Origin of the sequence: Silvimonas amylolytica (assembly GCF_014645555.1) — a bacterium.
Taxonomy (GTDB): Bacteria; Pseudomonadota; Gammaproteobacteria; order Burkholderiales; family Chitinibacteraceae; genus Silvimonas; species Silvimonas amylolytica.
On sequence record NZ_BMLY01000001.1, the window covers coordinates 1,254,167 to 1,269,606 of the forward strand.

A 15,440-nucleotide genomic window follows, 5' to 3' on the forward strand; every position below is an offset into this window, starting at 1 on the left:
CAAACCCGATGTAGCAGTCGGAATCTGGTAAAACGCACCGTATCTATACCCCGTGGCAGCGATGGATGTGTGCATTCAGCATAGAAATAGTTAATCCCGCGTGCAGGATTACCGGATATCACTGTGGCATCAGGTACGACATGCGCCTACGCGCGAATCAGTCGCGCCCCGGCTGTGGGAAGCCACTGACACGCGCAATCTGACCGTGCCAGCATATTTTGAATAGGGGTTATGTACATGAACCCGTCCCTGAAAACCGTCTCTGTCACCGAAGTGGAAAACGCCATTGCCAACGCGCTCAGTGATTTGCTGGACGGGCACGTGATCGTCGCGGTCCACAATATGCAATTCAAGCGCGAAGGCTTGTTCGACTCCGCCAATCATGCTGATTTCACGGTCTCTGCCAGTTTCAAACGCTGGCCCGATGCAGACGCGCCAGAAATTCCGATCTAGCTCATTTTTGCTGACAAGGCCTTTAGAACTCTGTTTTCTGGCTGTCAGACTACCTTTTGTCGCCCACTTAACCTGACCCTGCCGGTAAGCGCCGGTATTCCGGCAAACGGTCTTGAATTGCTGCGTCGCTGCGGACTAACTTGACTCTACAGTTACAAATCAAATCAAATTTGTGCCGTACGGAGTCTCGCTTTGGGCCGCATTCTGATTGCCGATGCTTCGCCACACTTCCGGCAGGCGCTTGTCCAGCTTGTCACGCTGGAAGGCCACCATATCGTGGCGCAAGCGAGCGATGGTCGCACGTTGTTTGAGCAGGTCCGCAAAGAACGGCCTGATCTCGTGATCATTGAGTTAACGCTGCCCGCGTTAGGCGGCGTGGACGGTTTGCGCTGTATTTGCGCGCTGTGTGCCTCCGCCCGCATTCTGACGTTCACCACGCAACCGGCCCGCCATTTTGCCGTGCGATGCGCACAAGCTGGCGCCAGTGGCTATGTCAGCAAATTTGCCGGTGCCCGCGCGCTACGTCATGGCGTTCGTACTGTATTGCAGGGGCGTCGTGTGTTTCCCGAAGCGCCCCCCGTCAAGCCGGCCGAAAATGCCGCGCGGCTCGATAGCCTCTCCGGGCTGGATATCGCCATCATGCAGATGCTGGCAGCCGGGTATTCCAGTGTCGAAATCGGCGAGCAACTGGCGACAGATCGCCAGAACGTGAACCAGTGCAAGCATCGTTTGCTGGAAAAATTCGGTCTGGAAACCCTGGCCGGATTGATTGACCTGACACGAGCGCACGGCCTGGATCTGGGCAACAGCCTGCGTTGCGACAACAGCAATGTGGCTGCCATGGACAACATGCATTTACTGCGGGCAATGATCGAGTCCTCGCCCAATGGCATGTTCCTGCGTGACCGGGAGGGCCGACTGGCGCTCTGCAACCCGCGCTTTATGGATCTTTACGCCGCAGCCCTGGCTGATCCTGATTACGCTGCGGTGGATGAAGCCACCTGGTTTGATCCGGCCCTGCAAGCGCATGTGGCTGCGCATTTCCAGATGCAGATGCAAACGGGCCGCACCATCGCGGTTGATACACACGTCCACGTCAACGGCTCATTACGCGCTTTGCACGTCTGGTGCACACCAGTGCGTGACGCAGCCGGGCAAATTCAGGGTGCCATCGGCGGCCTGATTGATTTCACCGATCGCGCCAACCCCGTTCCCCGCCTGACCGGGCCAGCCTCCGCGGCCAGACCAGCCCACGCGCCAGAGGACAGTTACACCACCTTCAAACACACCACCGCCGATACGGTGGTCGCCGGCGAAACCCGTGTGGTCAACCTGGTCGAAGCCAGTTCCCGCCTCTACCGCACGGTACTGGAACTCTCCGAGTTGATCCGGCTGGGTGCGGCTACACCCGTGCCGCAACCCGACCAGGTTGTTTCACTGCATGGGGTGGTACACCACTGGCAAAAGGCATACCGGGCGGCGCCATGGGCATCCACCTTTGACTTGCGTCGGGTCGCCGTCGATGAGATCTGGATGGATGGAGGTCGTCTTGCGCAATTGCTGGATAAATTGGCGCAAGTCGCCGCGCACCCGGCGCATCTGACGGTGGTCAGCCAGACGCAGCCGCAAACCACCGCGCGCATCACCATCACCGCCAAAGCGGGGCTAACAACACACACTGGCGGCGATATCGCAGTGACGTTGGCGTTGATCCAGGCCATGGCGCAGTCGCTGGGGGGCTCGCTGCAGATGGAGCGCACCGGGCATCTGGCAGTCACACTGGCAGCCAGCGTGGCTCGCCCAGCCAGGGCGGCTTGAAACACCCTGATCTTTTTACGGTTTTTTTATAAGGTCGATCGTTGTCGCAAGCTATAGTCAGCGCGTCACTGCATTGCAAAGAGGACACCATGCTGACCAATCAGGACGCCCGCGACCTGATGTATCGTTGTTATATCGGCTACTGGAGTGCGCTGTATTACGCTGCCGGTACCGGTATCGTGCAATCGTTTGATCACCTGCGCGAAGAATGCAGCCAGTTCACCCAACCGGCGCTCAGTGAATGGATCGACTATCAGGCACAGCACGCCCCGCCGCGTAAATCCGTTTTCGGCGGCACTTACTGGCTGTTGCCCTGGGCCAAAGCACTGACCAGAGCCACGCCCGACAAGCGCGATCATTAACCAGCATAAATAAAAAAAGCCGGTGCACAGGGCCCCGGCTTTTTTCAATGCTTCCGCAGCGTCAGCGGCTACTACCGCGCGACACGACGTCAATCCACACCGCGAGCAAGAGGATGGTGCCCTTGACGATCATCTGCCAGAACGAATCCACATCCAGCATCGACATCCCGTTATCCAGACTGGCCATCACCAGGGCACCGATCAGTGCGCCGTGAACCGTCCCTACCCCACCTCGCATGGATGTACCGCCAATGAAACAAGCGGCAATGGCGTCCAGCTCGCCCATCGACCCGGCAGAGGGCGAGCCCGCGGCCAGGCGTGCGGTATTGACCACGCCGGCAAACGCACACATCAAACCCATCAATGCAAAGATGGCCAGTTTGACACCGCGCACATTCACGCCAGACAAGCGCGTGGCCTCCATATTGCTGCCGACAGCGTAAATACGGCGGCCAAACACGGTCTGCGTCGCCATATAAGTAAACACGGCCAGCAATACCATCAACAGCAGGACGGGAATGGGGATACCGTCATAGGCATTGAGCACGCGCACGAAGCCCAGAATCACCAGACCGGCCACCACCACCCGCGCTATATCGCGCCACAGCGGCACCACCGGCAGGCCATAACGCACGTTGTTCATGCGGGCACGCCAGGTCACCACACCGGCGATGACAAAGATGATCACCCCCATCAAATCGCCCCACAGCGTAGGCAGATAGCCCTGACCGAGGTAAACCAGCTGCTCGGACACCGGTGCAATGGTCGAGCCCCCCGTCACGCCCAGCAGCACGCCACGGAACGCCAGCATGCCGGCCAGACCGACAATGAACGACGGCACGCGCAAGTACGCCGCCCAATAGCCGTTGAACAGACCGACTAGCAACCCCAGACCGCAGACAATGGCCAGGTTGACAGCCAATGGCATGTGGTAATGCACATCCAGCACTGCCGCCACGCCGCCCAGCAAACCCAGCAACGAGCCAACAGAGAGGTCGATCTCGCCCGAGATAATGACAAAGACCATGGCACTGGCCAGCATGCCGGTAATCGACATCTGCCGTAGCAGGTTAGAGATATTGCGCGGCGTCAGATACCCGCCCTCGGTTTTCCAGGCAAAGAATGCCCAGATCAAGGCAATGGCGATCAGCAGCGCCAGGATCTTGTTCTGGCTGAACAACTGCTTCACACCAGGAAAGCCGCGCGCGGGTTTGTCCTGACCCGCCAGGCTAGTGGTTGCGGCAACGGCGCCGGTCTTGATCATTGCGAACTCCTCGTCTTTCTGTGTTTTGTCAGGCGGCGCTTTGCGACGCCTGGTGTTCTTCAGGCGGCTTCCGGGATCACTTCATCAATGGGTTTAAGTGCTGCGGCCAGTACCTGCTCTTGTGTCAGTCCCTCATTACTGAACTCACCCCGCAATTCGCCCTCGCCCATCACCAGTACGCGGTCACTCACGCCCAGCACTTCGGCCAGTTCACTTGAAACCATGATGATGCTGATACCCTGACGTGCCAGATCGAACATCAATTTGTAGATTTCATATTTGGCACCCACGTCTACACCCCGAGTGGGTTCATCCAGAATCAGGATGTCCGGCTTGGGTTGCAGCATCTTGGCCAGGACCACTTTTTGCTGATTACCGCCAGACAGGCCTGTGATCTGCAAATGCGGACTGGCGGTCTTGATGCGCAGTCGGCCAATCTCATGCATGACCGTTTTCAGTTCAGCGCTTTTATCAATACGGCCCAAGTGCGTGTATTGGCCAAGCACCGGCAGCGAGATATTCCAGCCCACGCCAAACTCCGGCACGATGCCGTGATGCTTGCGGTCTTCCGGCACCATGCAGATGCCGTTACGGATCGCTTTTTCCGGCGTAGAGACATCCGCCACCTTGCCGTTGATGTAGACCGTCCCTTCCGACTTGCCACGCCACGCACCAAACAATGCGCTCACCAACTCTGTCCGACCCGCGCCAACCAGACCCGCGATACCGAGAATCTCGCCCTTCCTGAGGTTGAACGAGACATCCTTGACCTTGCGCCGCTGCGGGTTGCTGACGTCGTAGCAGGTGATGTTTCTGGCTTCCAGCACCACCTCACCGACCTCATGCGGTTCACGCGGATAAAGGTTGGCAATATCACGGCCGACCATCATCGAGATAATCCGGTCTACCGACATGGTGCTCATCGGCTGAGTGCCAATATGCGTGCCATCGCGAATCACCGTAATGGTGTCGCCGATTTCAGCTACTTCATCGAGCTTGTGCGAGATATAAACGCATGCCACACCGCGCGCTTTCAGGCCCTTGATAATGTTCAGCAAGACGCGAATCTCGGCCGTCGTCAGCGAGGATGAGGGTTCATCCAGAATCAGCAACCTGGCTTTCTTGTTGAGTGCCTTGGCGATCTCCACCAATTGCTGCTGACCACCGCCGTAGACGGACACGGGCAATGCCACGTTCACATCCGGCATTTCCAGTTCTTTCATCAGCGCCTGGGCGCGCTGATGCATGGCGGCATAATTGAGACGCCCACCCGGCAAAGTGATCTCATTACCGAGGAAAATGTTCTCGGTGACCGACAACTCAGGCACCAGCATCAATTCCTGGTGGATGATGACAATGCCGGCCTCTTCGGTTTCACGAATGGTGTGCGCGGCCAGCGGCTGGCCTTGCCAGAGGATTTCTCCCTCCCACGTACCGTGCGGATACACGGCGGAGAGCACTTTCATCAGCGTTGACTTGCCAGCACCGTTTTCGCCACACAAACCCACGCATTCGCCGGCCTGCACCCGCAGATCAATCCCGTCCAGCGCTTTCACGCCAGCGAAGGATTTGCGGATATTGCGCATTTCCAGCAGGTATTCAGACATACCAGTTTCCCGATGACTCAAACCAGTTCAACAAGCAGGGCAAACCGGGAGGACCGAGGTCTTCTGGTTTGCCCTGGCATTTCGCCGCCCGCGCCCTGGTCGTTGCAAACCGGGGCGCGGTCAGCGGGCCCTTGCCGGCCCGCTGATTACTGCGCGGCCAACTGAGCTTGAGTGTAGAACCCGTCCTTCACCAGGATGTCTGCTGCATTGTCTTTGGTCAGCATGGTCGGCTTGAGCAGGATGGTGTTGACCTTCTTCTTGCCGTTATCCAGTTGGGTATCGAACTTCACCGGTTTGTCTTGCACCAGGTTGATCGTCAGTTGAGCTGCTTCTGTGGCGATCAGCTTGAGCGGCTTGTACACGGTCATGGCTTGCGTACCACCGATCACGCGTTTCACAGCAGCCAGGTCAGCATCCTGACCGGATACCGGCACTTTGCCGGCCAGCTTTTGTGCGGCCAACGCCTGAATAGCGCCACCGGCCGTACCATCGTTGGAGGCCACAATCGCGTCAATCTTGTTTTGATTGGCGGTCAGTGCATCTTCAACAATGTTCAGGGCCTTTTGCGGGCTCCATTCGTCGACCCATTGCTGACCGACAATCTTGATGTCGCCCTTGTCGATATACGGCTTGAGCACTTTCATCTGACCATCGCGCAGCATGCGGGCGTTGTTGTCGGTCGGTGCGCCACCCAGCAGATAGAAATTGCCCTTGTTCTTGAACTTGAGCACGCCTTCCGCCTGCATCTCGCCAACCTTGGTGTTGTCGAATGTGATGTAGGCATCGATGTCGGCATCGTTGATCAGGCGGTCATACGCCACCACCTTGATGCCCGCCTTCTTGGCTTCCGCGATGGTGTTGGTCAGCACCTTGCCGTTGAACGGCACGATCACGATGGCATCTACACCGCGCGAGATCAGATTTTCAATTTGCGAAATCTGGCGTTGCTCGCTGGCATCAGCCGATTGCACAAACACCTTGGCACCCTGCTTTTCAGCCGCAGCGACGAAGAAATCACGATCGCGCGCCCAGCGTTCCACGCGCAGATCATCAATAGAGAAACCGATAACAGGCTTGTCCTTGCTTGCGTGTGCTGCCGGAGCGGCAAACAGCATCACCGAGGTCAGGGTGCTGGCGAGCAGGGTCGTGATCAATCTGGCTTTCATGGTGACTCCTCAGTTCATTTAGTTGTGGGCAAAACATTTACCGGGATGACGCTGCGGTTGCAGACGCCAGGGTGTTGCCGTACTTCTCCTCCTGCTATCTGGCCCTGTGCACGGGGCACGTGGTTCAGAACAGCGGTTCAACAGCCCGATACAAAGTGGCAAAGCGCGCGCGGCGCGGCGAGAGCCACGTCGTGCGTTTTGCATCGGGGGTAAAACGGCCCGTTACCGGTGGTACCGGGCAAACTTTTGCGATATCTGCGGTGGGATCAACAGCCAGGTGAGCAAGTCGCGCAGCGCCCAGCGCCGGGCCAACTTCACCCCCTTCACGACACACCAGTTCACGCCCCAGTACGTCGGCCAGCATCTGCACCCAATAGCTACTGCGTGAACCACCACCAATGACGGTGACCTCGTCGGGCACCACGCCAGTGGCTTCCAGCGCGTCGACACCGTCTGCCAGACCAAAAGCAACGCCTTCCAGCGTGGCATTGGCCAGATCCGCCGGGGTAGTGGCTGCGGTCAAACCAAAGAACGCGCCTTGAGCCGCCGGATTATTGTGTGGCGTACGCTCGCCGGTCAGGTAAGGCAGAAACAGAGGGGTACGCGCATCGAGACCCTTGCGCTCGGCGGCCTGCAGCAGGGCGGGCACATCGGCAAAACCAGCCAGTTGCGCAGTGAAATCAAGGCAGGATGCGGCGGAAAGCATCACCGACATCAGGTGCCACGTGCCCGGCAATGCGTGGCAAAAGCTGTGCACGGCCCGTTGCGGGTTGGCAGAGAAACCATCTGATGCGGCAAAGTACACGCCGGAAGTCCCCAGCGAGAGCATGGCCTGACCAGGAGCCACGATGCCGGCACCGATTGCGCCCGCCGCGTTGTCGCTGGCGCCCGCGACAACCGGGACACTGCGCAGACCCCAGCGGGCCGCAAGTTCTGGCTTGAGCTGGCCAGTAATCTGGTTGCCTTCAAACAATTTGGGCATGTGCGCACGGGTCAGACCGGTCGCAGCCAGAATCTCGTCACTCCAGTCCCGCTTGCCGACATCCAGCCACAATGTGCCAGCGGCATCAGACAGATCGGTGGCGTAGTTGCCACTCAGGCAGTAACGCAGGTAATCCTTGGGCAAGAGAACCGTCGCCACCTGCTTGAACACGTCGGGCTCGTGTTCGGCCACCCACAAGAGTTTAGGGGCGGTGAAGCCGGGCATCATCAGATTGCCGGTGATCTGGCGTGATTGCGGCACGCGCTTTTCCAGCGCAGTACATTGGGCAAAAGCGCGACCGTCGTTCCAGAGCATGGCAGGACGCAGCACGTTGCCGGATGTATCCAGCAAGGTGGCGCCATGCATCTGGCCAGTCAGGCCAATGGCTTCGATATCGCTGGCGACAATGCCTTCGCTGGCGGCCAGCGCCAGGACGGCAGGAATAGCGGACTCGCACGCAGCCCACCAGTCGGCAGGGTTTTGTTCAGACCACAAGGGTTGTGGGCGCGATACGGTTAATGGCGCGCTGGCGCTGGCACGCACGGTACCGGCGCGGTCCAGCACGATGGCTTTCAGGCTGGAAGTGCCCAGGTCAATACCAATAAACATCGTGACTCCTGCACCAGCTCGGTGCAATTCATGCATGACAAACAAGTGGACACAGGTTCTGCTTGTAGTCGGTTTCGGACAATTACAAAATCTGCCGAAACGAATGACGTTTTTTCAGCAGAAAATTCCGTTTGAAATCAAACACAAAAACACAGGACAAAAGAAAGGCGCCACGGAATACTCCGCAGCGCCAATGCTGTTAGCGCCGTCATTGCCACAGCGGCAAACAGCCAGCGAGGAAGGCCGTCATCGGCCCGATCTGCACGCCCCGCGAGCATGGGGTCAGGCGGGTTGTGCGGAACACAAAAGTGACCTCGGATGATCAGGGTGCAGGCTGGACTCACGAAGCTATCCGCCTTTACTTTCAGGTGGATGGTCGCTTTCGCTCCGAACCCACCCTGCGTCTATTGTCGAAGCCACCTGTGAGTGAGCGAGCCAAAGCAGTCTGATTTCGCCCGAAGCACAAAAACCGGCACGTACGAGTTGTCCGAGAGGATTTCGAACATTGGACGAAATCAAGAATGCGCAGGCGCAATCGCTCAGACAGTCACTCAAATCAGCCGTAGATGTAACGGTTGACGATGTTCTCCAGATGCTCCTGGCGACCACTGACATGCTTGGGCGAGATGTCGTTGGAGATCGCCCACTGCGCGACATCTTCCAGCGATTGCTGACCGGCCAGAACCTGCTTGCCAAACTCGCCATTCCAGCCGGCGTAACGCTTGTCTTTCAGCTCAGCCAGCGTGTCTTTCTCGATCATCTTTGCGGCACGCTTGAGTGCCAGCGCCAGCACATCCATGGCACCGATGTGACCGATGAACAGATCTTCCAGGTCGGAGCTTTGACGGCGAACCTTGGCGTCAAAGTTAAAGCCACCGTTGGTGAAACCACCGCCTTTCAGGATCTCGTACATGGCCAGCGTCATTTCTTCCACGCTGTTCGGGAACTGGTCGGTATCCCAGCCGTTTTGCGGATCACCGCGGTTGGCGTCGATCGAACCCATGATGCCCAGCGACACCGCCGTGGCAATCTCATGCTGGAACGAATGACCAGCCAGCGTCGCGTGGTTGGCTTCGATGTTGACCTTGATTTCCTTCTCCAGACCAAAGTCTTTCAGGAAGCCATACACAGTCGCGCTGTCATAGTCGTACTGGTGCTTGGTCGGTTCTTGCGGCTTGGGCTCGATCAGGATCGTGCCCTTGAAACCCAGTTTGTGCTTGTGCTCCACCACCATCTGCATAAAGCGGCCCAACTGCGCACGTTCACGCTTCAGATCGGTGTTCAGGAGGGTTTCGTAACCTTCACGACCGCCCCACAACACGTAGTTGGCACCACCCAGACGCTGGGTTGCACCCATGGCGTTGAACACTTGCGTGGCGGCGTAGGCAAACACTTCCGGATTAGGGTTGGTGGCAGCACCAGCGGCGTAGCGCGGGTTGCTGAATACGTTGGCGGTGCCCCACAGCAATTTCAGACCGGTTTCAGCCTGCTTCTTTTCCAGGTAATCGGTCATCTGGGCGAAGTTTTCTACGTATTCGCGGATGGAGTGCCCTTCCGAGACTACATCGCAGTCATGAAAGGTGTAGAACGGTACAGACAGCTTTGAGAAAAACTCGAACGCGGCATCTGCCTTGCCCTTGGCCACGCTGATCGCGTCACCGCTGCCAAACCAGGGGCGCTCAAATACGCCGGGGCCAAACACGTCAGAGCCCGGCCAGCAGAAGGTATGCCAGTAACACACCGCCAGACGCAGATGCTCGGCCATTGTCTTGCCCAGCACGACTTCATCCGGGTTGTAGTGCCGGAAAGCAAACAGGTTGTCGGATTGCGGACCTTCAAAACGGACCTTGCCGACGTTGGCAAAGACTTCAGCCATATGCGTAACTCCAGGAATAACGGGTTAGTTGAACCACCGAACGAGGCAAATGCTAGGACTTGTAGTCGTCATGCCACAATTACGAAATCGGCCAGCGACATTGCCGTTTTTTGGCAAGGGGGTGCGCCCCGAAGCGGCGCAAATTACAATCCACCTCATACTTTTAAATCGTTTCCGGGCCGTTGTTTGCACCATGATGGCGCAACCACTCAAGGACACAGCATGAATCACCCCAGTCAGGCGGACCGCAGTGGCAAAGTGCCGCACCGCATTGCCCTTTTATTCAATGCCAACAAGATTTATGACCGCGAAGTCATCACTGGCATTGGCGAATACCTGCGCTCTACCCGCGTTGCCTGGGATCTGTTCCTGGAAGAGGATTTCCGCTGCCGGCTCTCTGGCATCGAGCACTGGCAGGGCGATGGCATCATTGCTGACTTCGACGACCCCGCCGTGGCTGAAACCCTGAGCCGCAGCCCGTTACCAGTCGTGGCTATAGGCAGTTCGTATCAAGACGAGGCCGACTATCCCCAAGGTGTGCCTTATGTCGCCACCGACAACTTCAAGCTGGTGCGGCTGGCGCACGATCATCTGATTGATGTGGGTCTGGAGCGCTTTGCGATGTACAGCCTGCCGGAATCCCCGGTGAACCGCTGGGCGCAAGAGCGTGAGAAAGCGTTCATCAAGCTTGCCGGTATTGATGCGCCCATCAATCGTGGGCTGGCGACCTCTCCGGATGGCTGGAACGGTGCCAGCGAACGCCTGGTCAGCTGGCTCAATGCTTTGCCTAAACCCGTCGGGATCATTGCCGTGACCGACGCGCGCGCCCGTCACTTGTTGCAAGCCTGTCTGACGGCGGGCATTGCTGTACCGGAAGAAGTCGCCATTATCGGTATCGATAACGACCCGCTGACCCGCAACCTCAACCGTATTCCGTTGAGTTCGGTCGCACAGGGTTGTGAAGAAATGGGCCGCACCGCTGCGCACATGCTGCATCAGATGCTGAATGGTGCCCGCCTTGGCAATACCCGTATCCTGGTGCCGCCGGTGGGCATCAACGTGCTGGCCTCCAGTCAGTATCAGCCGCTGTCGAGCCCCTATGTCATGCGTGCCCGGCATTACATTCGCCAATACGCTTGTCAGGGGATCAAAACTGAGCAAGTGGCCGATTATGTTGGTGTGTCGCGCTCATCGCTGGAAAGCTATTTCCGGCGTGAGCTGGGTTACACCGTGCACCAGGAAATCTTGCTGTTCAAACTGGAAAAAGCGCGCGAAATGCTGCTGCAAGGCGAGCTTTCAACCAGCGAGATCGCCATTCGCTGCGGCTTTACCTCGTTGCAATACCTGCACGCCGTGTTCAAGCGCGAACTCGGTTGTACACCACGTGAGTTCTATGATCGCAGCAAGGATGCGCGCGGCGTGCCACCAACTGTCACGCAGTAACAGCCAGATCATGATCAGGGCCGGCGCCAGTCCGGCCAGAAACAAGAACAGAAACAGCGCCTTACGCTTTATCCCCGGAGATTGAATGTCCATTTTGCCTATCCAGACTACGCCCTGGGATAACGGCGCCAGCTTGTTTACGCTGCGCAATTCCCACGATATGCGCGTGGTGGTTACTGATGTTGGCGCCTCACTGGTGTCCTGGTATGCACCGGATCGGGCTGGCCGCATGGCCGATGTATTGCTGGGCTACCAGGATGCAGCAGGTTATCTGGACGGCACGGGTTTTTTTGGCAGCGTCGCCGGCCGTTGGGCCAATCGCATCAAGGGTGCGCGCTTTAATATTGATGGCCAGGAATTCAGTCCGGATGCCAACGAAGGCACCAATCATCTGCACGGTGGATTTGCCGGTTTTCACAACCAGCGCTGGCAAGCCCATGTGTCACTGGATTCTCTGCGCCTTTCGCTTGTTTCGCCCGATGGCGCCGCCGGCTTTCCGGGCAATCTGCGCGTTGAAGTGGATTACCGGCTGGACGACACCGGCACGCTCACCATTGCATACGCTGCGGCTACGGATGCCCCTACCCCGCTGAATCTCACCAGCCACGCTTATTTCAATCTGTCAGGTGGTGAATCGGACGTGCGTGATCATTTGTTATCCATCAACGCCGACCAATACCTGGCGATTGATGACGAATCCATCCCGGTCGCCACCGTGCCGGTTGCAGGTTCGCCCTTTGATTTTCGTACTGCGGCCCCCGTCGGCTCCCGTCTGGACTGGCCCGACGAGCAACTGACCGTCGCCAGCGGTTTTGACCATTGCTACGTACTCAACGGCGAGCCTGGCGTACTGCGAGATGTCGCCACACTTTACGATCCCGGCAGTGGCCGCGAAATGGTGACATCGACCACCGAACGTGGCTTGCAGTTGTACACCGGCAACTTTCTGGATGGCCTGAAAGGCCGACGCGCCTGGCAAGCCCGCGATGGCTTGTGCCTGGAGGCACAGCGCTTTCCCAATCAAATCAACTCTGAAGAGGCGGAGCTTGTCATCTTGCGGCCCGGTAAAATCTATCGGCAAGTCACCACTTACCGCCTGGGCGTGCGCAATTAACCCATTCCACCTGCCCAACAAAAAAAGCCGCATTAAATGCGGCTTTTTTTGTTGGGTCTTGATTGGTCAGCAATTAACCTGATTGCAGGAATATCAAGACAAATCTACGCGTCCGTATTTGCATGCTCGCGCATATATTTATTTGCCTTTATATGCTGGAAATCTGTAATAACGCTGATATTTTCCGATCAATCAGCCGAAGCGGAAATATGGCTGAAACATAGGCATTACATTGATGCCAGATATACAAATCCGACCGCTGGCGCCCGCCCAGTTACCGTTCATCAAAAAACATACACTTTTGTATATAAGTTTTTGCTGAAGTTGTCTTAATCAAAAAAATCATCCTAATATTTTCTATTGCCTGCCCATTGCCTCATGGCGGCACAGGCACGCGCTGAATAACAGCAATGCCGTTTTTATGCAGGCCGCCCCACATCGGCAGCCTTTCACTATGCAAAACCAAAAATCAAAAATGCAGGGGAAGAGCAAATCATGTTCAACACATCGTTGAAACTGAAAATCAGGCAGCAAGAGCAGCAACTTAAACAACAAGAAGCGCTGTTAAGCGCACTCAACCGCTCAACCGCGCTGATCGAATTCGCTCCGGACGGCACGATTCTGGATGCCAATGAGAATTTCAGCAAAACCACGGGTTACCGCCGTGATGAACTGGTGGGCAAACATCACCGCATGTTGTGCGACACCCAATTCACTTCATCTTCTGAATATGCAGACTTCTGGCGGCGGCTGGCACAGGGCGAATATTTTGGCGGCAATTACAAACGTATCAACAAAAATGGCCAGCGCATCTGGCTGGAAGCCACTTACAACCCGGTATTTGATGAACACCGTCATGTCGTTAAAGTGATCAAATTTGCGCACGACATCACACGCCAGGTCGAAGACAGCCTTGCACAACACAATATGCTGGAGGCGATTGATCGCTCGATGGCGATCATTGAGTTCAACCTGGACGGCACCATCATCACCGCCAACCAGAATTTCCTGCAGGCCACCGGATACCGCCTGGATGAAATCAAAGGCCAGCATCACCGGATGTTCTGCGATCCGGACTATCGCAATAGCCCGGAATACGCCGATTTCTGGCGCGCGCTCAATCGGGGCCAATTCAGGTCCGGCCAGTTCAAACGCGTGGCCCGCAATGGCGCACCACTATGGATGGAGGCCACCTACAACCCCATCTTCAACAGTGACAACCAGCCCTACAAAGTGATCAAGTTTGCCAATGACATCACTGAGCGGATGCTGCAACAAGAGGCTGACGCGCAAAACGCGCGGCACGCTTATACGATCAGTGAAGAAACCGACGTGGTCTCTGAACAAGGCAAACAGGTGATCCACCGGGCGGCGCAAGAAATGCACGAGATTGCCAATACCGTGCAATCGGCCTCGAAAATGATTGAAGACCTGGGCGCCAAGTCATCGCAGATTGGCAGCATCGTCAACACGATCAAAGAGATTGCCGATCAGACCAATCTACTCGCCCTCAATGCCGCCATTGAAGCTGCCCGCGCCGGCGAACAAGGGCGCGGTTTCGCCGTTGTGGCCGATGAAGTACGCAAACTGGCTGAACGTACCGGGGTATCTACCACCGAAATTGCGGGCATGACCGGCAAAATTCAGGAAGGGACGCGTTCCGCCATTGAAAGCATGGGCCTTTGCGTGAATCAGGCCAATGATGGTGTAGACCTCGCACGCCAGGCGGGTGATGCCATTACCCGGATCAGCGAAAGCTCCAAACAGGTAGTGCGTGTGATCGGGGAATTCTCTGCGGTGAAATCAGCAGCGATATAACCTGGCAATTGCTCAAAATCAAAAGAAAAGGGCCTGTGGGCCCTTTTCTTTTTGCGTATCGGTATCCGACATGAGCCCAACCAGACCACCGGTTGCATCTGCTTTGCCAGATCAGTTAGCCGGGCTGATCAAACCGGTACTGACCGCGTATTGATAGAGGTCGTAGTCAGTACCCAGGCCCAGTTTGCGCATGGCCACAACCTTTTGCGTACTGATGGTTTTGGAGCTACGGTTGCAAATACGGGCGATCTCGACCACGGGCAAACCCGTGGCGCACATACGTAAAACCTCGGTTTCGCGCTTGGACAACAAGTTCTCACGCGTGGTTGAACTCATGGTTGCCAGCAACGCCTTGACCGAAGTTGGCATGTAACTGCCATGCCGGTGTACCGCATGGATGGCGGGGTTGACGTGCGCCAGTTTGTCGCCCTTGTTGATCACCGCGCGAATTCCCGCCTTCTGGATGGTATGAATCAGCGCCGGGTTATCCAGCATGGTCATCACCACCAGCTGGACCTTGGGATAGCGCCGTTGCAGCATTTGCAGCATGGGCAAGCCATCACCAAACTTGCCGCCTGGCATGGCGTAATCGGTCACTACGACATTGCATTGGTTTCTGTCCAGCAGCGGGAAAAGCTCCGTTGAACTGGCCGCTTCCGCCAGCAGTTGCAGCTCCGCATCTTTCTGGATTTCGCCCACAATGCCAGCCCGAACAACAGGGTGATCGTCAGCCACGATGACGGTGATCATTTTGCAGATGTCCTTTTTCAGGTGGCACCGAAAAAAAGGGGACGGTCCACCGGTTATTCAGATTGCGTTATCAAATAACGCGTTTTCACTGACACCGATTTTAGGGAAGTTCTTAAGTGGCGTTTTTAGGGCAAAACCTAAATTGAGATAAGCATTTGTTGAATTGCCCTGAGGTGCG

At 56.8% G+C, this 15,440-nt stretch carries 13 protein-coding genes; 7 read left to right on the forward strand and 6 right to left on the reverse strand.

The features are described from left to right. Nucleotides 1-237 precede the first annotated feature (237 nt). The 3 genes from IEX44_RS05480 (at nt 238) to IEX44_RS05490 (ending at nt 2,633) form a co-directional block, all read left to right on the forward strand. Nucleotides 238-453 (forward strand): hypothetical protein, encoded by a 216-nt coding sequence (locus IEX44_RS05480; protein WP_188689931.1) that lies wholly within the window; start codon nt 238-240, stop codon nt 451-453. A 192-nt stretch (nt 454-645) separates the two neighbouring features. After that, the gene (locus IEX44_RS05485; RefSeq protein WP_188689934.1) at nt 646-2,271 is read left to right on the forward strand and encodes a response regulator; all 1,626 of its coding nucleotides are present in this window, start codon (nt 646-648) and stop codon (nt 2,269-2,271) included. An 89-nt stretch (nt 2,272-2,360) separates the two neighbouring features. Next, a complete protein-coding gene (locus IEX44_RS05490) occupies nt 2,361-2,633 on the forward strand; it encodes a hypothetical protein (protein WP_188689937.1) in 273 nt (90 codons plus the stop codon). A 61-nt stretch (nt 2,634-2,694) separates the two neighbouring features. Here IEX44_RS05490 and IEX44_RS05495 read toward each other — a convergent pair whose 3' ends face one another. The 4 genes from IEX44_RS05495 to xylB all read right to left on the reverse strand — a co-directional run bounded on the left by IEX44_RS05495 (nt 2,695) and on the right by xylB (nt 8,261). Continuing rightward, on the reverse strand, nt 2,695-3,897 hold the full coding sequence (locus tag IEX44_RS05495) for a sugar ABC transporter permease (protein WP_188689940.1): 1,203 nt from the start codon (nt 3,895-3,897) through the stop codon (nt 2,695-2,697). 59 nt (nt 3,898-3,956) lie between these two features. Then, nucleotides 3,957-5,504 carry a D-xylose ABC transporter ATP-binding protein gene (gene xylG, locus IEX44_RS05500; protein WP_188689945.1) on the reverse strand — a complete coding sequence of 516 codons (1,548 nt, stop codon included), beginning with the start codon at nt 5,502-5,504 and terminating at the stop codon, nt 3,957-3,959. Nucleotides 5,505-5,650: 146 nt separating this feature from the next. Next, a complete protein-coding gene (gene xylF / locus IEX44_RS05505; RefSeq protein ID WP_188689949.1) occupies nt 5,651-6,670 on the reverse strand; it encodes a D-xylose ABC transporter substrate-binding protein in 1,020 nt (339 codons plus the stop codon). Between the two features lie 124 nt (nt 6,671-6,794). Further along, the gene (gene xylB / locus IEX44_RS05510; RefSeq protein ID WP_188689952.1) at nt 6,795-8,261 is read right to left on the reverse strand and encodes a xylulokinase; all 1,467 of its coding nucleotides are present in this window, start codon (nt 8,259-8,261) and stop codon (nt 6,795-6,797) included. Nucleotides 8,262-8,295: 34 nt separating this feature from the next. On the opposite strand from xylB, the gene IEX44_RS20910 reads away from it, so the two are divergent. After that, nucleotides 8,296-8,583, forward strand: coding sequence for a hypothetical protein (locus IEX44_RS20910; protein WP_229678765.1), 288 nt, complete (start codon nt 8,296-8,298; stop codon nt 8,581-8,583). Between the two features lie 234 nt (nt 8,584-8,817). On the opposite strand, the gene xylA is transcribed toward IEX44_RS20910, so the two are convergent. Then, a complete protein-coding gene (xylA, locus tag IEX44_RS05515) occupies nt 8,818-10,137 on the reverse strand; it encodes a xylose isomerase (RefSeq protein WP_188689955.1) in 1,320 nt (439 codons plus the stop codon). Nucleotides 10,138-10,359: 222 nt separating this feature from the next. Between xylA and IEX44_RS05520 the strand changes: the two genes are divergently transcribed. From IEX44_RS05520 to IEX44_RS21230, 3 genes are all read left to right on the forward strand, one after another. Continuing rightward, entirely contained in the window at nt 10,360-11,580 is a 1,221-nt protein-coding gene (locus tag IEX44_RS05520; protein ID WP_188689958.1) for a XylR family transcriptional regulator, read from the forward strand. An 85-nt stretch (nt 11,581-11,665) separates the two neighbouring features. After that, nucleotides 11,666-12,694: an aldose epimerase family protein gene (locus tag IEX44_RS05525; RefSeq protein WP_188689961.1), complete on the forward strand. Its 1,029-nt coding sequence runs from the start codon at nt 11,666-11,668 to the stop codon at nt 12,692-12,694. 495 nt (nt 12,695-13,189) lie between these two features. Further along, nucleotides 13,190-14,512 (forward strand): methyl-accepting chemotaxis protein, encoded by a 1,323-nt coding sequence (locus tag IEX44_RS21230; protein WP_188689963.1) that lies wholly within the window; start codon nt 13,190-13,192, stop codon nt 14,510-14,512. Between the two features lie 111 nt (nt 14,513-14,623). Here the strand turns inward: IEX44_RS21230 and IEX44_RS05535 are convergent, their stop codons facing one another. Beyond that, on the reverse strand, nt 14,624-15,262 hold the full coding sequence (locus tag IEX44_RS05535) for a response regulator (protein ID WP_188689965.1): 639 nt from the start codon (nt 15,260-15,262) through the stop codon (nt 14,624-14,626). Between the last annotated feature and the right edge of the window lie 178 nt (nt 15,263-15,440).

Bases quoted from the DNA above. Each gene is read 5' to 3' on its own strand.
- IEX44_RS05495 (WP_188689940.1), bottom strand. From the start codon at position 3,897: ATGATCAAGACCGGCGCCGTTGCCGCAACCACTAGCCTGGCGGGTCAG.
- xylG (WP_188689945.1), bottom strand. From the start codon at position 5,504: ATGTCTGAATACCTGCTGGAAATGCGCAATATCCGCAAATCCTTCGCT.
- IEX44_RS05535 (WP_188689965.1), bottom strand. From the start codon at position 15,262: ATGATCACCGTCATCGTGGCTGACGATCACCCTGTTGTTCGGGCTGGC.
- IEX44_RS20910 (WP_229678765.1), top strand. From the start codon at position 8,296: ATGACAAACAAGTGGACACAGGTTCTGCTTGTAGTCGGTTTCGGACAA.
- xylA (WP_188689955.1), bottom strand. From the start codon at position 10,137: ATGGCTGAAGTCTTTGCCAACGTCGGCAAGGTCCGTTTTGAAGGTCCG.
- xylB (WP_188689952.1), bottom strand. From the start codon at position 8,261: ATGTTTATTGGTATTGACCTGGGCACTTCCAGCCTGAAAGCCATCGTG.
- xylF (WP_188689949.1), bottom strand. From the start codon at position 6,670: ATGAAAGCCAGATTGATCACGACCCTGCTCGCCAGCACCCTGACCTCG.
- IEX44_RS05525 (WP_188689961.1), top strand. From the start codon at position 11,666: ATGTCCATTTTGCCTATCCAGACTACGCCCTGGGATAACGGCGCCAGC.
- IEX44_RS21230 (WP_188689963.1), top strand. From the start codon at position 13,190: ATGTTCAACACATCGTTGAAACTGAAAATCAGGCAGCAAGAGCAGCAA.
- IEX44_RS05520 (WP_188689958.1), top strand. From the start codon at position 10,360: ATGAATCACCCCAGTCAGGCGGACCGCAGTGGCAAAGTGCCGCACCGC.
- IEX44_RS05480 (WP_188689931.1), top strand. From the start codon at position 238: ATGAACCCGTCCCTGAAAACCGTCTCTGTCACCGAAGTGGAAAACGCC.
- IEX44_RS05490 (WP_188689937.1), top strand. From the start codon at position 2,361: ATGCTGACCAATCAGGACGCCCGCGACCTGATGTATCGTTGTTATATC.